We start from the raw sequence: 19,168 nt of genomic DNA, 5'->3' as shown, positions 1-19,168 counted from the left end.
AGAAAAGCCCCTTATGAACCGGGGCTATCACAAGGCTCAATGGAGCCGGTTTTCCTGATTATCTGCGACCTTTGACCGGTCTGCCAGACTGGGAAGGTTTTTTTCGAGTGTTGTCGGAGCGTGATTTGAATGTTGGCCTCTTTTTATTACCAGCAGACTTTTTACCCGGATGACCTGACGTTGAGCGTGGCTTGCCAGGCTTTTTGACAGACGTTTCGTCACTCAAAGTAACGTTAACACCGTCCTCAAAATAAGGCACCGGCTCAACGTTAAGGGGCTTTTTAATGAGCTTGCGAATGGCTTCCAGCAGTTTTTTCTCTTCCGGGTTCATCAGGGAGATCGCTCGCCCCGGGCTGCCAGCACGACCGGTTCGACCAATACGGTGCACATAATCCTGCGGCACTTTAGGCAGGTCGTAGTTTACCACCAGTGGCAACTGATCCATATCCAGCCCTCTGGAAGCAACATCAGTGGCTACCAGAACCCGGTAAGCACCCGCCTGAAACTCAACCAGCGTTCTGCTGCGAACAGGCTGGCTCTTGTCACTGTGCAGTGATGTGGCGCTGATACCTTCGTCAGCGAGCAGGTCTGCAACTTTTTCGGCGGCTTTTTTGGTGCGCACGAAAACCAGAACTTGCTCCCACTTGCCACCTTCAATGATGTAGCTGAGGATTTCCGGTTTATCCTGCTGATCCACAGGATAGACCGACTGTTTGACTGTGTTGGCAGCCGAGTTTGGATTCTCTATTTCAATTTTGACCGGATGACGCTGGAACTCATGGGCCAGTGCCTTAATCTCTTTGGAGAAGGTTGCAGAGAAAAGCAGATTCTGACGTTTAGCGGGCAGAGCCTCAAGAATCTGATCCAGCTCGGCTTTAAAACCAAGATCCAACATTCTGTCGGCTTCATCCAGAACCAGGATTTTCAGGTGCTCCAGGTTCAAATGTTGTTTTCGGATCAGATCCAGCAGTCGCCCCGGTGTTGCCGTCAGGACATCCGCTCCAGCCTGAAGCGCTGCCACCTGAGGCTCTATATCAACACCGCCGTATGCGACTGCTGAGCGAAGAGAGAGGTTTGAACCATAGCGAACGACACTTTCGCCAACCTGAATAGCCAGCTCTCGGGTGGGTACCAGGATCAGGGCGCGAACAGGGTGATTCCTGAGCGTCCGCATTTCTGCCAGGCGGTGCAGGAGCGGCAGGGTGAAGCCAGCTGTTTTGCCGGTTCCGGTCTGGGCGGATGCCATGACATCGCGACCGGTCAGAACCATAGGAATCGCTTTGGCCTGAATCGGGGAGGCTTTTTTATAACCCTGTTCGGTGACTGCCTGAAGGAGAGGTTCACACAAACCAAGGGATGAGAAATCAGTCATTTTGATCTGCAGACCTCTAGGACATGAAATGGGCAGAGGATTGTACAGCAGTCTTTGGCGTTGTGCATTGGGGTTTACCCGCTCTCGTGAGGGTGTCGCAAAACTCTCTCCAGCATGGGAACGAGTTGACTCTCGTCATTCCCGACTTCATTCTCGTCATTCCCGACTTCATTCTCGTCATTCCCGACTTCATTCTCGTCATTCCCGACTTCATTCTCGTCATTCCCGCGAAGGCGGGAATCCACACTGACTCACCACCAGAACCCTACTGCCCGGTGCCCCCCTGGCCTTTTCATCCCCGAGAAGGCAGAGCTCCACCGTTGGCGCTGGATTCCCGCCTTCGCGGGAATGACGACCTCAGAGCATGGGAACGAGCTATTGGAGTTTTGCGACACCCTCTCGTGGGAGCGGGGACCTGGCTCATACCAATCGAACATCTCCATGCTCATCACGAGAGTTAGAAAGCACGATTGCTATCAGATCTGCTTGCGCAGGCGTATGGGCAGTTTGCGAAAATCTATCTCGTACTTACCTTCCGACCCAACCATTGATCCGGCACTGTCATAGAGCCATTGAGCGACGCCATAAAGACCTTCTTCATAAGTATTGATAGCCCCTGTCATGGTGATCTCTCCCATGCTTTGATTGACATTCATCACCTTGAGAAAACCCTCGATTTCAGGGCCTTTGAGATTGAAAGTGGCGCCAGAGCTGCAACCACTCAATGTGAAATACTCATTTTTGATCAGGTTATGGTGGAGTGTGCCTGAAGAGTCCATATCCAGCTCATACAGCTTGATATAGCCAAAGCTGTTATTGTCGGAGCCGACTTTCAGTTCGACTTGAAACTGTTCCACCTTGTCGGTTGAGCGATCAAGCGTCACTTTAGACATGCCCAGGTAGTTCCCTGAGGGCAGGTTACATAAGTTTCCGGCACTGGCGAAGCTGGCCAGGCAAACAAGTACGCTGAATAGATTAATTTTCATTAGATATTTCATTCCCTTCCTCCAATTTTTTTAATGGTTTATATAGCTATTGGACAAGGAATGTGCAGTTAAGTTCTCAGGAGGAGGGGATTTATTCAGGCTAAAGCGGTCTTTCTTAGACCAAAGTCTAAGAAAGACCGCTCTCATAACGGTTCAGGAAGGATTAGTTTTCTTGCGCTTTAAAGGCTCAAAACCGGCATCAACCGATTCAGTGGTGCCCTGGCTGGCGGGCTTACGGCGCTTACCCAGGTTCTTTTTGTCACGTTGCCGAGTTTTTCCAGCGGTAGTCTTGTCTTTCGGGGAGACCTTCTTTTTCTTGCTGCCAGCAGCTTTTCCCGAAGCCTTGAGCTTTTTAGGGCCTTTCCAGCTGCCTCTCAGCTCCCTGATTGAGCGTTTTTCAAAGCGTGTTTTCAGATAACGCTCAATGCCTGACATCAGGTTCCATTCATTGGGGCCAATCAGGGAGATGGCCAAACCTTTTTCACCGGCTCTTCCGGTGCGGCCGATGCGGTGAACATAGTCATCGCCATTGCGAGCCATATCGAAATTAATGACCAGCTCAATCCCTTTGATATCAAGACCTCTGGCTGCGACATCGGTAGCCACCAGAATATTGATCTGGCCTGAAGCCAGCATGGCCATCATCTTTTTTCTTTCCTGGTGATCCATCTCACCATGCAGAACACCGGCTTTCAGGTCACTGTAGCGAAGGAAGCCGCACAGTTGGTCAGCCAGGTTACGAGTATTGGTAAAAACAATGGCTTTCTCGAAATGCTCGTTTTCCAACAGCCAGCGAGTCAGCTTTTCCTTGTGCTTTTGATCATCGCTCAGCATGATCTGCTGGTGGATGTTCTCATGCTTCTCTCTGGCCGTGTTTAAGGTCAGGGTTTCAGGTTTCTGCAGAACCAGTTTAATCAGTTCACCCATCCCTTTTTGTTTCAGGGTGGCAGAGAACAGCATGGTTTGACGATCCTGACGACATTCAGAAGCAATTTTCAGCATGTCTGGACTGAAACCAAAATCCAGCATACGGTCAGCCTCATCCAGAATCAGGTATTGCAGATCGCTAAAGTCGGTATTGTTGTTCTCCATATGCTCAAGCAGACGGCCCGGGGTGGCGATCAGAATTTCCGGATTCTTTCTTAATGTATTGACCTGGTGACGAAATGGGTCGCCACCGGTAATCAGTCCAGCCTCGATACGGGTAAAACGAGCCAGGGCTTCCGTCTCTTCCAGAACCTGTCTGGCCAGCTCTCGGGTGGGCACCAGGATCAGCATTCGTGTGCTGGACCGAGGTGCTGGATTGTTTTGGAAATGATTCAGGGCAGGCAGCAGGAATGCCGCCGTCTTGCCGCTGCCGGTTTCGGAACTGACCAGCAAATCTTTGCCGTCCAGCGCTTTGGGAATCACTGCCGCCTGGACGGGGGTGGCCTCGCTGAAATCTCTTTCAGTCAGGGCTTTTTGCAGCCGTTCGTGCAGTGCCAGGTCAGAAAAAAGCAAGCGATACTCCTTATGAGAACTCCCACCGAACCAGGTCGGTGGGGGGGAGGGTGTTTACAGGGCATGATTGAGTATTGAACGTGACCGGATCACATGACACGCATTCCGGGCTGGGCACCTTCATGGGGCTCAAGAATCCAGAGATCTTTATCGCCGGGGCCGGCGGCCAGAACCATCCCTTCACTCACGCCAAACTTCATTTTACGAGGTGCCAGGTTGGCGACCATAACCGTATATTTGCCGGTCAGGGCTTCCGGGGCGTAGGCAGACTTTATGCCTGCGAATACGTTGCGAGGCTCTGCTTCGCCAATATCCAGAGTTAATCGCAGTAGTTTACCAGCGCCTTCTACCAGCTCGGCATTAACGATTTTGGCAATGCGCAGATCCACTTTGGCAAAGTCATCGAAAGTAATCTGCTCAGCTAGAGGCTCTTTTTCCAGCCATTCGTTACAGGCAGAGGTTTCAGCAGGTTTTTGCTCAGACATTTTGGCAAGTACCTCTTTGCTGGCTTCAATCATGGCTTCGACTTTATCCAACTCGACACGGGTCATCAGAGGCTTGAACTTGTTCACCTCGTGATCCAGCAGCAGGGTCTGGCTGTCGGTCCAGCGCAGAGGTTCTATGTTCAGGAAGGCTTCTGCCCTGGTCGCCATAGCAGGCAGAACCGGCTTCAGGTAGATCATCAGCAAACGGAACAGGTTAATACCGGCTGAACAGATGTCGTGCAGTTCCTGATCTTTGCCTTCTTCTTTAGCAACAACCCAGGGCTTCACTTCGTCAATCCAGGCGTTGGCTTTGTCAGCCAGAGCCATAATTTCACGCATGGCTTTGCCGAATTCACGGCCTTCATAAAGCTCAGCGATGCGCTCTCCGGTCTTCTGGAAGTCGGCTGTCAGCTCCGGGATCATGTTGTTGGCAGACAGTTTTCCGGCAAAACGCTTCTTGATAAAGCCGGCATTTCGGCTGGCAATGTTAACCACTTTGCCGACCAGATCAGAGTTAACCCGCTGAACCAGGTCTTCCGTGTTCAGGTCCAGGTCATCGATGCGACTGGACAGCTTGGCTGCGTAATAATAGCGCAGATATTCCGGGTCCAGATGCTCCAGATAAGTCCGGGCGGTAATAAAGGTGCCACGGGACTTGGACATTTTTTCGCCGTTCACCGTCAGATAACCATGAACATTGACGGATGTCGGCGTGCGATAACCGGTACCTTCCAGCATGGCAGGCCAGAACAGGCAGTGGAAGTTGACAATGTCCTTGCCGATGAAGTGATGCACTTCACAGTCACTGTCTTTTTTCCAGTAATCGTCAAAATTCAGGTCGTCTCTTCTCTGGCACAGGTTTTCGAAAGACGCCATGTAGCCGATAGGAGCGTCCAGCCAGACGTAGAAGAATTTGCCGGGCTCACCGGGAATTTCGAAGCCGAAGTAAGGTGCGTCGCGGGAAATATCCCAGTCCTGCAGGCCCGCATCCAGCCACTCGGCCAACTTGTTGGCAATCTCATCAGAAATAGTGCCGGAACGGGTCCACTCTTTCAGGAAACCATCAAAATCTGAAAGTCTGAAGAAAAAGTGCTCACTCTCCTTTTCCACCGGAACCGCACCGGAAATAGCCGACCTGGGATTTTTCAGGTCGGTTGGAGAATAGGTGGCGCCACATTTTTCACAGTTATCACCGTACTGGTCGTCTGCGCCACACTTTGGACATTCCCCCTTGATATAACGATCCGCCAGAAACATCTGCTTCTCAGGGTCGTACGCCTGTGTGATGTTGCGGCTGGCAATATGGCCATTTTCCTTCAGCTTCAGGTAAATGGCTTCAGACAGTTTGCGATTTTCTTCAGAGTGGGTGGAGTGATAATTATCAAACTCCACCAGAAAATCACCAAAGTCACGAATACGCTCTTTGTTGATCAGGGCGACAGACTCTTCTGGCGAAATGCCCTGCTTTTGCGCATGCAGGCTGATGGCGGTGCCATGGGCATCGTCGGCGCAGACGTAAGTGCATTGGTTGCCGAACAGCTTCTGAAAACGAACCCAGATATCGGTTTGAATGTATTCCACCAGGTGCCCCATATGCAGAGGACCATTGGCATAGGGCAGGGCACTGGTGACAAGTATTTTACGTTGGCTCATTCGAGTACTGTGTTGCTGGAAAGTTGAAAGAGGGTAAAGGAGGGCAGTATACGATAATTCTTATTGCTTAGGCTAAGACTTAGCCAACAGTGGTGAGGAAAAGTCGCCAGCGTATGACGGTCCTGGTCTGGGTGAAACCGCCCGAAGAAAGTAAAAATACCGCTATTCAATCCGGCTTTACTGGCGTTAGAATAACCGGCTTCCCGTTACAAGTATGGGAAAATTCCAGGAGTAAATGGGTTCTGTCCGGCCTGGCTTCAGGCTCCCGAAGGGATTTACTCACCACAAAATCTTAAGACAGGTTTCTGCTCCTTGACGGAGGGATGGGCCTGTCTCTGGCTGGCGTCTTCGCCTTTGGCCTTATCTGGCAGCGCAGGGCTGTTTCATTATTACAACCGGTAGACCGTAGCCGGGAAGGCAGGTATTGTTAATTTCATGACTGACGAAGAACGCCAGAAGCAAAAACTGCGAAGAGAGTGGGCTTCCGGAGACAGGTCTCCGTTTCAGGACTTTGCTCAAGAACGTGGAGAAGAACACCCGGTATTCGCCCGGCAGACGACTGGAGCGACAGCCGCTCAGTCGAACACGCTGGCGGAGGGCGCCAGGGTTCAGCCCCTGCCTGAGGATTTTACGCCTGATGCAGTTTACATAGAGTTTCTTGAGGCGCACCACGGTATTCCGGCAGACTTTACCCTTGCCCAACTTCCGGAGTTCAAGCTCTACTGGCTGGAGACCGGTGAAGCTCGCAAAGCCTGGCAGAATAAGTTCAAGAACCATGTGATCTATCAGTGGAAGCGGGGTCAAAGTGAAGAAGGGCAACGAACTCATAAATCAACTGTCGAAAAACTTACAGACACCAGCTGGGCAGACGGACTCCAGTTCGACTTCGACGAATCAGACGACCAGTCGTGAAACCCTGCAAAGGGCTCAACAGACAAAGTATGCCATTAATACTTTGTTTACCATGCTGGAAGCGGCCTTCCCGTTAAAGTTTAAAAAAGCCTTCCCAACCGATGCTTCATTGGTAGAAGCGAAGAAAGTCTGGATTCAGGGGCTCGGAGAATTCAAGCCTGCCAGGATTGTCAGGGCTGGTCAAAAAGCTCTGGATACTACTAAATTCTTTCCTGATCTCAGCGAGATACGGGAGCATTGCAAGCTGCATCATGATGAGATGGGCTTGAAAAAACCTCTGCAAGCTTATTACGAAGCCTGCTATGCGCCTGAGCAGACCCGTGACTATCGCTGGTCTCACATTGCCGTCTATCTGGCAGCGCGGGAAACGGGGTGGATGACCCTGCGAAGTGAAGCGCAAAGCGTCGCTTTCCCTATCTTTGAGCGAAACTACAACATACTCTGTAACCGGGTTCTTGATGGTGAGGATCTTGAGACTTCAATTATGAAGGGTATTGAAGACAGTCGCTCGAAAGAAGCTGTGAGGGTTGCGAATGAGCAGGCTGAGCAGGCTCTGCGAAAAACAATGACAAAGCAGGGCATTGATCCTGACTCGGGTCGTTCTGCTTTTGAGAAGTTGAAACAGTCGCTGTCCAATGGTCAGTAAATTCGTTTTTTACTGGCAGAATAACAACGAAATCATTAGTCTATCTGCCATTCTTACGGTTGGAGTCTGACGCCCATGAGTGTCCCAGATCGTGCTGCGGTTGAAGCCGCTGTTCAAGGCTATCACGATCCCTTTCTGAAACAGGACCTGGTCACGGCAGGTTGCATCAAAGAGCTTTCCATTGAGTCGGGTAAAGTCACCCTGAAGGTTGAACTGGGCTACCCGGCAGAAGGTTTCAGGGGAGGCATTGAGCAGTTACTGGCTGCCAAGATCGAGAACCTTCCCGGTGTTGAAAGTGCCAAAGTCTCTGTTGGCTGGCGCGTATCCAGTGCGCCGGTTCAGGGTGAGCTGGAAGCTCTGTCCGGTGTCAAAAACATTATTGCAGTGGCTTCCGGAAAAGGCGGTGTGGGTAAGTCCACCACCACGGTCAATCTGGCATTGGCGATGGCCGCAGAAGGTGCCAGAGTCGGTGTTCTGGATGCCGACATTTATGGTCCCAGTATCGGGATGATGTTGGGCCTGCCTGATGGTACCCGTCCGGAAGTCAAAAATGAAAAGTTCTTTATTCCCATTGAGGCTCACGGCATTCAGGCCATGTCCATGGCGTTTCTGGTGACAGAAGATACTCCGGTGGTCTGGCGTGGTCCGATGGTCAGTGGTGCTCTGCAGCAACTGTTGACCCAGACATTGTGGAATGATCTTGATTACCTGTTTATCGATATGCCTCCGGGCACCGGGGACATCCAGCTGACACTGGCTCAGAAAGTACCCGTCACTGGCAGTGTTATTGTGACCACACCGCAGGATCTGGCGTTGATCGATGCAAAAAAAGGCATCGAAATGTTCAATAAGGTCAATATCCCGGTGCTGGGTGTGGTGGAAAATATGGCCATTCATGTCTGTTCTGAATGCGGTCACACCGAGCATCTCTTTGGCGAGGGGGGTGGAACCCGCATTGCCGACCAGTTTGGTGTTGATCTGCTGGGCGCACTGCCTTTGTCTATGATGATTCGTGAACAGTCTGATGAAGGAGAGCCGACCGTGGTTTCTGAGCCAGACTCGCAGATCACCATGATCTACAGGGATATGGCTAAACGGGTGGCTGCGGAACTGGCTTTAAAAAATGCTGAGCAGCCGGAAGCGCCAACCATCTCATTCAGTGATGACTAACTGAGCCGGGGGAGAGGTGCTCCCCGGTTTTTCAGAAGCTTTGCAGGTGCTTACTGACTTTTTTCATAAACTGTTTTCGATCTTCCTCTGTTTTTTTGTCCATACCGTATAGCGCCAGCCACTTTATATTTTTGCAGCGGGATACCACTTTCAGTGAGAGCCTGAACATTTTCTTGGGCGGGTTGCCTATCAGAGCCATCCGCCAGCGGGATGATCCCTGGGTGGTAATGATCAGAAACTTTTTGATATGGGTCAGGCCCGGCTCGAGACCTTTGGGTCCATAAGTTGCCACAACTCCGGGCAGCCAGACCCGGTCAAGCCAGCCCTTTAAAATCGCCGGAGGGCCCATCCACCAGGTGGGATAGATAAAGACCACTGCTTCTGCCCATTTCAGTTTGGCAACCTGGTTTTCGACCCCGTCAGTGTTGTTCCGGGTCATGTAGTTGAGTCTTTCTTCACGGGACATCCGTGCTTCAAAGTCAATCTCATAAAGATCCAGAGGGTGAACATTGTGCCCGGCCAGAGACAATTGCTCACAGGTCAGCCTGAACAGTGCTCCATTGTAGCTTTCCGGGTTCGGGTGGGCATAAACGACTAAAACATTCATTCTGATCTTATTTGCTGGCAACAATCAGGGCTATTTTAGAGGCTTTTAGCAACAAAAGCAGGTCTAGGAGCCTGACCGAGAATAGACTGCCCTACTGCGGCGGCAGCAAATTGGTCTGAAAATCCGCTTTTGTTCGTCAAATAGCTCGCTATTCTCCTTACAAAACCGAATTTTCATCCTCAATTTTCTGCCGTCCTCGCGACGGGCGCTATTCTCGGTCAGGCTCCTAGCAGCCTGTCGGACTTAAGTCTGCCCTACGCGGCAACTGCTCCTGCGTTGCTCTAGCTCCTGCATCCGTGCAGTCGTGCGGTTGCGATAAATTGGTCTAAAAATTCCTGCCTCTTCGTCAAATAGCCCCGCTATTCTCCTCAGAAGCAGAAATTTTTATCCTCAATTTCTCGCAATCCTCGCTACGGGCGCTTAAGTCCGACAGGCTGCTAGCAGAGACAGCGAGAAGAGGGCTACCGCCTTTGATTGTCGGGCACGTATAATAGCGCTTAATAACATTCCGGGGGGTTGTGGTTGAGACACTCCCTTCTTGCTGCTGGAAAAATAGACCATGAGACTTTGTGATCGGGATATAGAAGCTTACCTCGACAGTGGAAAAATCATTATTGAGCCCCGTCCCGGCTCTGGGAAGATCAGTGGGGTCAGTGTTGACCTGAGTCTGGGAAACAGTTTCAGGGTCTTCAACGATCATGCAGCCCCTTTTGTGGATATCAGTGGTCCCAGGGAAGAGATTAATCGGGTACTGGACTCCATCATGAGCAAGGAGATTGCCCTTAATGACGGCGAAGCTTTTTTCCTCCATCCGGGAGAGCTGGCTCTGGCAGTTACCCGTGAATCCATTACCTTGCCCGATGATATTGTTGGCTGGCTGGATGGTCGATCTTCTCTGGCGAGACTGGGTTTGATGGTGCATGTCACCGCTCACCGGATTGACCCGGGCTGGAGTGGTCAGATTGTGCTGGAGTTTTTTAACGGTGGGAAACTGCCACTGGCTCTGAGACCGGGAATGGGCATAGGTGCCATTAATTTCGAGACCATGAGTGGTACCGCAGCCCGCCCCTACAACAAACGAAAAGACGCAAAATACAAGGAACAGAAGAGTGCAGTAGCCAGCCGAATTGCTGAGGATCAATGAGTTAGATCTCCTGTCTGCTGACAAAAAAGTAAACCCCGGGCAAGCCGGGGTTCTAGCAGCCTGTCGGACTTAAGCGCCCGTAGCGAGGATTGCGAGAAATTGAGGATAAAAATTTCTGCTTCTGAGGAGAATAGCGGGGCTATTTGACGAAGAGGCAGGAATTTTTAGACCAATTTATCGCAACCGCACGACTGCACGGATGCAGGAGAGCAACGCAGGAGCAGTTGCCGCGTAGGGCAGACTTAAGTCCGACAGGCTGCTAGCTGTCAGGCCGATATCATTTCAGCATGATTTCAGCACGACGGTTTTCCTGTCTCATCGCTTCTGTATCATTGCCGCGTAGTGGGTGATCTGCACCTTCGCCTCTGACGGTCATGTTTTCTTCAGGAATCCCTCTGCTCACCAGGAAGTCTTTTACGGCCTCAGCTCTTCTTTCAGAGAGCTTCTGGTTGTATGAGCGGGAACCTATCTCACAGGCGTGGCCAACAATTTCGATGTGGCTTTCCTGATCCAGCTGACCAATAAGCGTGTTCAGCATTTCCAGATCGCCCGATCTCAGCCTGGAAGAGTCAAAGTCAAAGTTAACGGTGGGCATCTCTTCTACACCGGCAGTACCCATTGGATCTTCGGGCTCAGCAACAGGGTTTGCAGTGGCGCAGGCTGTGCCACCGATCAGTGCTCCTGCCACCAGGGCAGCACCACCAGTTGCCATATTGTAAGCCGCTCCGGGGATACCCATAACCACTCCACCTTTGGCCATACAGTCAGACCAGTGAGGCTTCTGAGGTTGAGTCTGTGAAGAGGAAGTGGAACAACCTGCTGTGAACAGCAGAGAGAAAATGATAGCGAACGTGCTCAGCATCCTTGCAGACATGGTACAACTCCTTTCCATGGTTTTAGAGTCTGGTCTGCAAGAGAATGAATGCAGCCCATTTCCTGATGATTATAGGGAGCGTTGAATCGTGCTCCTGATGACTGTTTTCTGTTGGCTTGGTTCTATTGTCAGAGACAGGCGCAGATCAGGATGTTTTTTTGACAACAACAGGCGTCAGAGGCGTGATTTGCTGGAAGGGCGGTCACTTTTCAGAAGTTTCACTTTTCGAGATTCAAAACGCCACGGATGCTAACGGATTTCGTCAATAGTCATTAGCCGATAAGGGGTAGAAATTAACCGATCAAAGTCGCTTATCTTACAGGTTGACATCCTCCCCCACTGATTCAAGAAATCAGTGGGGGATTCCCGTTAGGCTGCTACTTTCTCACGATTTCGCAGTGGTTCCTGCTTCGTCACAGGTTCCAACGAACCCGCTCCACAGGCTAACACGCCATGTCCTGACGCTAAGATATTCTTGGCAGCGTTAATGTCGGCATTTTCGGCATGACCACAAGCAACACATTTAAAACCTGCCTGTGACTTGCGGTTGTCCTTGTGAACGTTACCACAGGCACTACAAGTCTGGCTGGTGTATTGTGGTTTCACTGCGACCACATCACCGCCCAACCAGTGCTGCTTATACTCAAGCTGTCGTCTGAACTCATACCATCCCTGATCGAGAATGGACTTGTTCAGCCCTGATTTGGCCTTGACGTTAACGCCCGGTTTTTCAGCAGTGCCTTTCGCCGATCTGGACATATTCGATACCTTCAAATCCTCAATGACAACCCTTGCGTGTTTCTTGCTGATTTCCGTTGAGGTCTTGTGAAGGAAGTCCTGACGACAGGCGGCTATCTTGCTGTGAAGCCGGTTAATACGCTGCTTTTGCTTCTGCCAGTTGGCAGAGAATTTCATCTTACGAGAGAGTTTTCTTTGCTCTACTGCAAGCTGTAGCTGGTGCTTTTTGAAAGCATTAAGGGGTTGGTACTGCTCTCCATTAGAGAGGGTGACAAACCTGGCAATGCCCATATCCAAACCAACCGCCTTCTCTGACGAATGAATTGGGTCAGGCCATTCCTGCTCTGTCTGGAAGCTGATATACCAATGGCTTGACCTTCGGGTAATGGTGCAGTTTTTGATCGCTCCTTCAATCTGGCGAGACTTGCGAAACTTAACCCAACCCAGTTTGCTTGGGAGTTTAACCCGACGATTGTTAATCTGGCAGTAACGGGGAAACTGCATGATGCGGATTGAGTTATCCCGATCATCATTGCGTCGTTTGAAACGTGGCGCTTCAAAGTGAAGTTCTTTTATTTTCCCTTGCTTCAGCTTCGAGAGATCATCAAAGTGCCTTTTCCATGCGGCTCCCAAGTCACAGAGTTTTTGCTGCAAGGTAACGGCATTGCCCTGAGAAAGAAACTCTGTTTCCGGGTCTTTCTTCCAGATCGGAAGCCACTTGGTCATAGTGTAGGCCGTTGGGATTTTCCCCCCGGCTTCCTGCTTCTGATTACAAATCTCAAGCGCCTTGTTCCAGACAAAACGAGCTGTCCCGCAAAGCTGCATGAGTCTTTCATGCTGCTCCGGGGTAGTCTCCAGTCTGAATTTATAGGCCTTGAGAATCTTCATTTATACAATCAGTGTGTGATAGTCTTAGTGCTGAATTTAGAGTATACATATTGGAATATCAAGCATTGGTATGCATGAAATAAAGAAAGGGCGGCACAGTGCTTACACTTTGCACTGCCACATTGTCTTTGTAACAAAATACCGGAAGAAAGTATTAGGCTCTTTGCATTTGGAGAGGCTGAAGGAGATATTTTCTGAAATCTGCGGAAACTTCGAGGCCGAGCTCGGTGAATTTAATGGCGAGTCTGACCACGTACATTTATTGGTTGAGTTCACACCAAAGACCCCATCCATTGCGAAGCTGATAAACAGCCTGAAAGCGGTTTCCTCCAGAAGGTTAAGGCAAGAGTTTTGCGATATTGCCGGTGCTTACAAAAAGCCGGTTTTGTGGTCACGATCCTACTTTGCAGGGAGCTGTGGTGGTGCGCCACTGGAAGTTATCAAAGAGTATATTGAGAACCAGGATCAGCCCTGATGGGCTGACGAAATTCACCTCCCTGCTAAGTGGCAGGGAGCACTCTTTCGGCTATAGGTAGCCATCATGTTCGATAGGACAGATGGAAGGAACCAGTCGACTGACCAAAACCTCAAAGAAAGTGTACAAGGCTTTGGCCAGAAATGGACTGGTTCATTCATTAAGCAGTCCGAATTGTTCAGAGCGCTGGAAGCCCTGACTCATCAATTATGAGCGTGCAGGTCTTCGTTAAGAGCGATAGCCGACTTATTGGTCAGGCATTCAATGGCACCGGAAATAGAATTGCGACGGAACAGCAGGTCAGACTGGCCACTCAACTGGCTGGCTTTAACGGTTTCAACCACGTTTCTCTGATCGTCCAGAACATTGACTTTGCTGCCAGCCGTCAGGTAAAGACCGGCTTCGATGGTGCAACGGTCGCCCAGAGGAATATTGATACCGGCATTGGCGCCGATCAGGCAGTTTTCGCCCAGGGAAACGACGATGTCGTTACCACCCGAGAGGGTACCCATGGTGCTGCAGCCGCCGCCCAGGTCAGAACCTTCACCAATCATAATACCGGCGGAGATACGACCTTCAATCATGCTCTTGCCCTGGGTGCCGGCATTAAAGTTAATAAAGCCTTCGTGCATGATCGTGGTGCCTTCACCCACATAAGCGCCCAGACGAACCCTGGCCGCATCGGCAATACGCACTCCTGCAGGGACCACGTAATCGGTCATTTTTGGGAACTTATCCACTGAGTCTACGCTGATGTAGCGGCCTTCAGCACGAGCTTTCAGCTGGCGCTCAGGCAGTTCTGTCAGGTCGATAGCTCCTTCGCTGGTCCAGGCAACGTTTGGCAACAGAGGGAAGATCCCCTGCAGCTTAACACCGTGGGGCTTAACCAGACGATGTGAGAGCAGATGCAGCTTCAGGTAAGCTTCAGGCGTACTGTTCAGTGTGTCGTCTGTTTCCAGAAAAGTAATGACACGGGGCTGGTCACTTTCTTCAAGACTCAGCATCATTTTTGCCAGAGCGTCCTCACCCAGATTGACGAAAGACTCTTCCAGCGCATGACAGGTTGTACTGTCCAGCTCAACGCAGGTGTTGCCGCCGGTGTAATCAACGAGTTCAGTAATCGCTGTAACCAGCTTTTCAGATGGGTTCAGCAGAGGTATAGGATAGAATACTTCCAGCCAGTCGCCTTTCGCGTTTTTACTGCCTACACCAATCGCAAGACTGAAAAGAGTTTGGTTCATAAATTATTTCCCCTGATATTTAAATCAAATTGGAGACGGCCCTCTACAGCGATTGCAAGGGGCTTTGTTATTCTGCCTGGTTGAAAAGGGCCAGGCGTTTCACTGAAAAAGTGTTTGATATTGATTGTCTGAAAAGCCCAGTACTCTTTTGGAGCCTGTGTCGAGCAAGGGTCGCTTGATCATAGCAGGTTGTTCCAGCATTAACTCAATGGCTGAGGCTTCATCGACAGACGCTTTTTGCTTCTCTGGTAGCTGTCTCCAAGTGGTGCCACGACGATTCAGCAGTGCTTCCCAGCCCAGTTCATTCGACCAGTTATGCAGCGTAGTCTTGTCCAGGCCGTCTTTGCGGTAGTCATGAAAGCGGTACTCAATTCCGGCAGTAGTAAGCCACTTACGGGCCTTTCGAACGGTGTCGCAGTTGCTGATTCCGTAGAGGGTGATCACGAGGCTACCTGTGTGTCCGCTGTATACAGCTATGTGCAATAAAACCATCTTCCGTCTCACCGGGAGATAGAAGATATTCAAGTAATAGTTTCAAGCGGCTAAGCATACACGTCTGGGTGTTGAATTGCATGAGCCGTTCAGGTTATTCACCAAAGCAGATGGTAAACACTTCTGATTATTTTGCCGACACAGTATGGAACACTTATTCAAAAACGTTGGGCTATTTTCTCATGCCGATTAAAGATGACCATCAATGCCGTTATATTGGCGAGCGATCCGGACCCTGTAATGAGTCGGCTTTAGAAGGCAGTGACTATTGTTTTTGGCACGACAGGGAAGCTGATAAATCCGGCGCCGATGTCAGAGCATTATTGGAAGAGCGGGCTCGCAAAGGTACCACTATGGAGGGGTTTTATCTGAAAGGCGCTCATCTTGATAATCTGGATCTTGTCTGTCCTGAGGGTGAGGTCTATCACTTGATCAATAGTGACTTGAGTCGTTGCAGCCTTGTTAAAGCCCATCTTTATCGGGCAGATCTTTCCGGTTGTAATTTACTGAAGGCTGACTTAAGTGGGGCAAATCTACACCGTACCCGTTTAATCGGATCAAACCTTCTGGGTGTTAATTTTAAGTCGGCCCGAATTGAGCATGTTGATTTTGGCGATACTTTTCTGCAGGAAGAAAAAGCTCATCAGGCCAGCCGGGAAGGAGATAAACGCAAATCCAGCGAGTTATTTGAGGAGGCTGAAGAAGTAGCCAGAAATATTCGCAAACATTGTGAAGCACAGGGACTGTTTCATAATGCTGGTGAGTTTTTTTACCGGGAAAGGACCTTTAACCGATACCGGTTTCCCCTCATCTCCCGGCAGAGGGTGGTTTCAAAGATTGTCGATATGCTCAGTGGCTATGGCGAAAAGCCCGAAAGGGTGGTTCTGTTTTCAGTGTCATTTATTGTCTTCTTTTCCCTTTTTTATTTCTTTTTGGGTATTGAGGACAGTGGGACACTGGTTAAGTACCAATCGGGCCAGCCTCTTTATAATAATCTGATTAATTGGCTGGAGGCACTGTACTTCAGTGTGGTGACCTTTACCACACTAGGATACGGAGATCTGGCTCCCGTAGGTCTTTCAAGATTGTTTGCAGCCGTCGAAGCCTTTATTGGCAGTTTCACGCTGGCACTCTTTGTGGTGGTTTTTGTAAAAAAAATGACCCGCTGAAGAGAGCCGTCACTGGCTACGCAGTCTTCAGCGGTTACCGACCCTCAGCTGTTTTTTCAGGTGCAATAGGCTTCCATTTCGTCTGGGTCGCAACTGATGGCAGCATGGGTTTCCCCCTGAAGTAATGCCTTGAACTGATTACGGTTCATATGAATCAGCTCCCTGTGGTTACCAGACTCCAGATACAGGTCCTGTAATGAGTTCAATTCGTCATCCCAGCAAGTGGTCATGCCATAAGCAGTGCCGATAGCAGGAATCGAACCATCCTCGCAGTCTGGGAAAAGGTGTTTCAATTCCTGTTCTGAAACCAGATTCAGATGGCGGTCCAGCTTGGCGTTGATCCAGCGCAGCATGAGTTTGTTCATGGAGGGCATGACAGCGATGACATAACCCCTGTTGTCCCTGAGAACGACAGCTTTTGTCATATTCTTGACAGGAATACAGGCGGAGTGTGCCGTATTCATCGCTCTTTCTGAGTATGGGTGGGAAACAAGTTCGTATTCCGCATTATGTTGGTTTAGAAACATGTGCAGTTTCCGGGCGATGCTCATCTTCACGTCCCCGCACGAAGGTTAGAAAAGTCGTAATTAAAGAGACTACGCCCAAGTGTATATGGATTATTTCAGAGTGCTGTGCCCTCAGGCCTAAATAGTAAGATGAAAATTGTATATAAAAGTCGGTTGTAATCTGTTTCTACTCTTTAACCGAGGCTTCATACCCTGCATGTCTGAGCAGATTTCACAAAAAATATTTTATATCGAAAGTAAATAGCCCGGGTGTCGATTTATTAGACAGGAATCCACTGAAATGAGTTGGGCAGGCTCAAATCGAATCTTACTGGCGGTTGGCTTATCGTCATTCAATCAGTATCATTTGCGCATTTTTGGCCCCTGACTCATTTAAAAATTAAAGGAAACTATAGTGAATTTCTCTGGACTGAGAAGGCCTTCCCTGCTTGCCGGGGCAGGGTTGTTTGCTCTTCCGCAGAACTCTTTTGCGGCAGAGGAGTTGCTGAGGATGACAACTCACCCCATCGCCTGGTTGTGTATTGTCATTTTTACTCTGGCTTATATTGCCGTGATGGCAGAAGAGAAGTTACATCTCAGTAAGTCAAAACCGGTCATCCTGGCTGCCGGTATCATCTGGGCCCTCATTGCCTGGCTGGCCGCCGGAGAGGGAGTATCCCACGAAAGCTTATCCAGAGCGGTCATGCATGACCTGGAAGAATATTCGGCCATGTTCTTGTTCCTGCTGGTGGCGATGACCTACATCAATGCCATGGAAGAGCGTCAGGTATTCGATTCACTTCGCAGTTGGCTGATCCGTAAGGGGTTCAGTTATCGTCAACTCTTCTGGGTAACCGGGGTGCTGGCCTTCTTTATTTCACCGATTGCCGATAACCTGACGACGGCTCTGTTGATGGGTGCCGTCATTATGTCTGTCGGACAGGGAAATCCTGCTTTTGTCACCATGGCAATGATCAATGTGGTTGTAGCGTCCAATGCCGGTGGAGCTTTCAGTCCTTTTGGTGATATCACAACGTTGATGGTTTGGCAGGCTGACAAGGTTGAGTTTTTCACATTCTTCGCTTTATTTATTCCCTCGGTTGTGAATTTTATTATCCCGGCGACCATCATGAATTTCTTTATTGATAATGGTCGCCCGGCGGCCCTTGAAGACCATTCAGGTATTCGCCAGGGTGGGTTGGCTATCTGTGTGCTGTTCCTGATCACGATTGTACTGGCCGTTTCTTTTGAGAGCTTTTTAGGACTGCCCCCTTTTATGGGCATGATGACCGGGCTTTCCCTGTTGATGTTCTATACCTATTTCCTGCGATTGAAAGGGCTGACCGGCAGTCAGATTATGCCTTCGATGGACGACGATAAAAAAGAAGATCTGGATATTTTCAAACGAATTGCCCACGCCGAGTGGGACACCCTACTGTTCTTTTTTGGTGTCATTTTCTCTGTAGGTGGCTTGCGTTATCTGGGTTACCTGGAGCTTATTTCCGATAGCATGTACACCGGAATAGGGGCCACCTGGACCAACATTGCAGCCGGAGTCTTCTCTGCGATTCTGGATAACATTCCAGTCATGTTTGCCATTCTGGGTATGAACCCTGAAATGGATACATTCCAGTGGCTGCTGATTACCCTGACCGCAGGGGTAGGCGGCAGTTTACTGTCAATAGGCTCTGCTGCGGGCGTTGGTCTGATGGGAACGGCTAAAGGCCAATATACCTTCCTGGGCCATTTGAAGTGGAGCTGGGCCATTGCCCTGGGATATGCTGCCAGTATTGCAACCCATTTCCTGGTGAATGGTTGAAGTTAAAGGTGGGGGATAATCCCTGTTCTCACTTCGCCAGAACAGGTTCTCCCTGATAAACAATATAGGGTGAGCAGCTGCCTGAAGTAAGGATATTAATAATCGCCTTATGACGGGTAGAAGGTTTTGGCGCTCGGCCAACATTGCTGATGGGCATCACAAGATCGTCAGGTTCAATATTGTGCTTCCTGAACCATACCAGATCCTGCTTTGCATCGGGAAAGAAGGCCAGTTCAGCCAGGTCTCCCTTCACTTCATTAATCAGCATCGTTCCCCTGACAGGCTGGTAGTAACAGCTGATTGATTCCAGAGGATTGGCACAACCAGCCAGCAGAATGGATGGGAGTATCCATGCTGCGATGGGAAGAGATGTTCTGGAATAATCAGATCTTTTCAAACCTGAAGCTCCTTGTTCTCTTTATCAGGAGCATTCTCTTTCTTCCAGAGAACCTCCCGCAGTTCTGGTTTCGTGAAATACTTTCAGTCTTTGC

19 protein-coding genes are annotated in these 19,168 nt (G+C 49.9%); 8 read left to right on the top strand and 11 right to left on the bottom strand.

Going from position 1 to position 19,168, the window contains the following annotated elements; genetic code table 11:
• Nucleotides 1-58 precede the first annotated feature (58 nt).
• Entirely contained in the window at nucleotides 59-1,372 is a 1,314-nt protein-coding gene (locus P6910_RS18750; RefSeq protein WP_317142773.1) for a DEAD/DEAH box helicase, read from the bottom strand.
• 92 nt (nucleotides 1,373-1,464) lie between these two features.
• Between P6910_RS18750 and P6910_RS18745 the strand changes: the two genes are divergently transcribed.
• Nucleotides 1,465-1,833 carry a hypothetical protein gene (locus P6910_RS18745; RefSeq protein WP_317142772.1) on the top strand — a complete coding sequence of 123 codons (369 nt, stop codon included), beginning with the start codon at nucleotides 1,465-1,467 and terminating at the stop codon, nucleotides 1,831-1,833.
• A gap of 15 nt (nucleotides 1,834-1,848) precedes the next feature.
• On the opposite strand, the gene P6910_RS18740 is transcribed toward P6910_RS18745, so the two are convergent.
• The 3 genes from P6910_RS18740 to metG form a co-directional block, all read right to left on the bottom strand.
• Nucleotides 1,849-2,370, bottom strand: coding sequence for a hypothetical protein (locus P6910_RS18740; protein WP_317142771.1), 522 nt, complete (start codon nucleotides 2,368-2,370; stop codon nucleotides 1,849-1,851).
• A gap of 141 nt (nucleotides 2,371-2,511) precedes the next feature.
• Nucleotides 2,512-3,858, bottom strand: coding sequence for a DEAD/DEAH box helicase (locus P6910_RS18735; protein WP_317142770.1), 1,347 nt, complete (start codon nucleotides 3,856-3,858; stop codon nucleotides 2,512-2,514).
• An 89-nt stretch (nucleotides 3,859-3,947) separates the two neighbouring features.
• The gene (metG, locus tag P6910_RS18730; RefSeq protein ID WP_410493842.1) at nucleotides 3,948-5,996 is read right to left on the bottom strand and encodes a methionine--tRNA ligase; all 2,049 of its coding nucleotides are present in this window, start codon (nucleotides 5,994-5,996) and stop codon (nucleotides 3,948-3,950) included.
• Nucleotides 5,997-6,431: 435 nt separating this feature from the next.
• Between metG and P6910_RS18725 the strand changes: the two genes are divergently transcribed.
• The 3 genes from P6910_RS18725 to apbC all read left to right on the top strand — a co-directional run bounded on the left by P6910_RS18725 (nucleotide 6,432) and on the right by apbC (nucleotide 8,724).
• Complete coding sequence (locus tag P6910_RS18725) at nucleotides 6,432-6,908, top strand: DnaT-like ssDNA-binding domain-containing protein (RefSeq protein ID WP_317142769.1); 477 nt, start codon at nucleotides 6,432-6,434, stop codon at nucleotides 6,906-6,908.
• A complete protein-coding gene (locus P6910_RS18720; protein ID WP_317142768.1) occupies nucleotides 6,802-7,554 on the top strand; it encodes a replication protein P in 753 nt (250 codons plus the stop codon). The genes P6910_RS18725 and P6910_RS18720 overlap by 107 nt, the downstream gene beginning before the upstream one ends.
• 75 nt (nucleotides 7,555-7,629) lie before the next feature.
• Nucleotides 7,630-8,724 carry an iron-sulfur cluster carrier protein ApbC gene (gene apbC / locus P6910_RS18715; RefSeq protein WP_317142767.1) on the top strand — a complete coding sequence of 365 codons (1,095 nt, stop codon included), beginning with the start codon at nucleotides 7,630-7,632 and terminating at the stop codon, nucleotides 8,722-8,724.
• Nucleotides 8,725-8,755: 31 nt separating this feature from the next.
• On the opposite strand, the gene P6910_RS18710 is transcribed toward apbC, so the two are convergent.
• Nucleotides 8,756-9,331 carry an NAD(P)H-dependent oxidoreductase gene (locus P6910_RS18710; RefSeq protein WP_317142766.1) on the bottom strand — a complete coding sequence of 192 codons (576 nt, stop codon included), beginning with the start codon at nucleotides 9,329-9,331 and terminating at the stop codon, nucleotides 8,756-8,758.
• Nucleotides 9,332-9,890: 559 nt separating this feature from the next.
• On the opposite strand from P6910_RS18710, the gene dcd reads away from it, so the two are divergent.
• On the top strand, nucleotides 9,891-10,475 hold the full coding sequence (gene dcd / locus P6910_RS18705; protein ID WP_317142765.1) for a dCTP deaminase: 585 nt from the start codon (nucleotides 9,891-9,893) through the stop codon (nucleotides 10,473-10,475).
• A 277-nt stretch (nucleotides 10,476-10,752) separates the two neighbouring features.
• Here dcd and P6910_RS18700 read toward each other — a convergent pair whose 3' ends face one another.
• Nucleotides 10,753-11,349, bottom strand: a complete 597-nt coding sequence (locus P6910_RS18700; protein ID WP_317142764.1) for an OmpA family protein — start codon at nucleotides 11,347-11,349, stop codon at nucleotides 10,753-10,755.
• Between the two features lie 369 nt (nucleotides 11,350-11,718).
• On the bottom strand, nucleotides 11,719-12,975 hold the full coding sequence (locus P6910_RS18695) for a transposase (RefSeq protein ID WP_317142763.1): 1,257 nt from the start codon (nucleotides 12,973-12,975) through the stop codon (nucleotides 11,719-11,721).
• A 70-nt stretch (nucleotides 12,976-13,045) separates the two neighbouring features.
• Here P6910_RS18695 and tnpA point away from each other — a divergent pair, with 70 nt between their 5' ends.
• The gene (gene tnpA / locus P6910_RS18690) at nucleotides 13,046-13,450 is read left to right on the top strand and encodes an IS200/IS605 family transposase (protein WP_257254788.1); all 405 of its coding nucleotides are present in this window, start codon (nucleotides 13,046-13,048) and stop codon (nucleotides 13,448-13,450) included.
• A 203-nt stretch (nucleotides 13,451-13,653) separates the two neighbouring features.
• On the opposite strand, the gene dapD is transcribed toward tnpA, so the two are convergent.
• On the bottom strand, nucleotides 13,654-14,691 hold the full coding sequence (gene dapD, locus P6910_RS18685; RefSeq protein WP_317142762.1) for a 2,3,4,5-tetrahydropyridine-2,6-dicarboxylate N-succinyltransferase: 1,038 nt from the start codon (nucleotides 14,689-14,691) through the stop codon (nucleotides 13,654-13,656).
• 99 nt (nucleotides 14,692-14,790) lie between these two features.
• A complete protein-coding gene (locus P6910_RS18680) occupies nucleotides 14,791-15,174 on the bottom strand; it encodes an ArsC family reductase (protein ID WP_317142761.1) in 384 nt (127 codons plus the stop codon).
• 89 nt (nucleotides 15,175-15,263) lie between these two features.
• On the opposite strand from P6910_RS18680, the gene P6910_RS18675 reads away from it, so the two are divergent.
• Entirely contained in the window at nucleotides 15,264-16,352 is a 1,089-nt protein-coding gene (locus P6910_RS18675) for a DUF6435 family protein (RefSeq protein WP_317142760.1), read from the top strand.
• A gap of 56 nt (nucleotides 16,353-16,408) precedes the next feature.
• On the opposite strand, the gene P6910_RS18670 is transcribed toward P6910_RS18675, so the two are convergent.
• Entirely contained in the window at nucleotides 16,409-16,879 is a 471-nt protein-coding gene (locus tag P6910_RS18670) for a YbaK/EbsC family protein (protein WP_317142759.1), read from the bottom strand.
• Between the two features lie 490 nt (nucleotides 16,880-17,369).
• Here P6910_RS18670 and nhaD point away from each other — a divergent pair, with 490 nt between their 5' ends.
• A complete protein-coding gene (nhaD, locus tag P6910_RS18665; protein ID WP_317142758.1) occupies nucleotides 17,370-18,677 on the top strand; it encodes a sodium:proton antiporter NhaD in 1,308 nt (435 codons plus the stop codon).
• Nucleotides 18,678-18,705: 28 nt separating this feature from the next.
• Here nhaD and P6910_RS18660 read toward each other — a convergent pair whose 3' ends face one another.
• Nucleotides 18,706-19,074, bottom strand: a complete 369-nt coding sequence (locus P6910_RS18660) for a hypothetical protein (RefSeq protein ID WP_317142757.1) — start codon at nucleotides 19,072-19,074, stop codon at nucleotides 18,706-18,708.
• Nucleotides 19,075-19,168 lie beyond the last annotated feature (94 nt).

The sequence above is a fragment of the Endozoicomonas sp. 8E genome (genome assembly GCF_032883915.1).
Lineage (GTDB): Bacteria > Pseudomonadota > Gammaproteobacteria > Pseudomonadales > Endozoicomonadaceae > Endozoicomonas_A.
Note: the sequence above shows the minus strand (reverse complement) of the source record. Positions and strands in the feature narration are given on the sequence as shown.

What these genes read in the sequence shown, in the direction of transcription:
- P6910_RS18700 (WP_317142764.1), bottom strand. Translation starts at nt 11,349, where the DNA reads ATGTCTGCAAGGATGCTGAGCACGTTCGCTATCATTTTCTCTCTGCTG.
- P6910_RS18670 (WP_317142759.1), bottom strand. Translation starts at nt 16,879, where the DNA reads ATGTTTCTAAACCAACATAATGCGGAATACGAACTTGTTTCCCACCCA.
- metG (WP_410493842.1), bottom strand. Translation starts at nt 5,996, where the DNA reads ATGAGCCAACGTAAAATACTTGTCACCAGTGCCCTGCCCTATGCCAAT.
- P6910_RS18675 (WP_317142760.1), top strand. Translation starts at nt 15,264, where the DNA reads ATGAGCCGTTCAGGTTATTCACCAAAGCAGATGGTAAACACTTCTGAT.
- tnpA (WP_257254788.1), top strand. Translation starts at nt 13,046, where the DNA reads ATGCATGAAATAAAGAAAGGGCGGCACAGTGCTTACACTTTGCACTGC.
- apbC (WP_317142767.1), top strand. Translation starts at nt 7,630, where the DNA reads ATGAGTGTCCCAGATCGTGCTGCGGTTGAAGCCGCTGTTCAAGGCTAT.
- P6910_RS18695 (WP_317142763.1), bottom strand. Translation starts at nt 12,975, where the DNA reads ATGAAGATTCTCAAGGCCTATAAATTCAGACTGGAGACTACCCCGGAG.
- P6910_RS18710 (WP_317142766.1), bottom strand. Translation starts at nt 9,331, where the DNA reads ATGAATGTTTTAGTCGTTTATGCCCACCCGAACCCGGAAAGCTACAAT.
- P6910_RS18740 (WP_317142771.1), bottom strand. Translation starts at nt 2,370, where the DNA reads ATGAAATATCTAATGAAAATTAATCTATTCAGCGTACTTGTTTGCCTG.
- nhaD (WP_317142758.1), top strand. Translation starts at nt 17,370, where the DNA reads ATGACAACTCACCCCATCGCCTGGTTGTGTATTGTCATTTTTACTCTG.
- P6910_RS18725 (WP_317142769.1), top strand. Translation starts at nt 6,432, where the DNA reads ATGACTGACGAAGAACGCCAGAAGCAAAAACTGCGAAGAGAGTGGGCT.
- P6910_RS18750 (WP_317142773.1), bottom strand. Translation starts at nt 1,372, where the DNA reads ATGACTGATTTCTCATCCCTTGGTTTGTGTGAACCTCTCCTTCAGGCA.
- dcd (WP_317142765.1), top strand. Translation starts at nt 9,891, where the DNA reads ATGAGACTTTGTGATCGGGATATAGAAGCTTACCTCGACAGTGGAAAA.
- dapD (WP_317142762.1), bottom strand. Translation starts at nt 14,691, where the DNA reads ATGAACCAAACTCTTTTCAGTCTTGCGATTGGTGTAGGCAGTAAAAAC.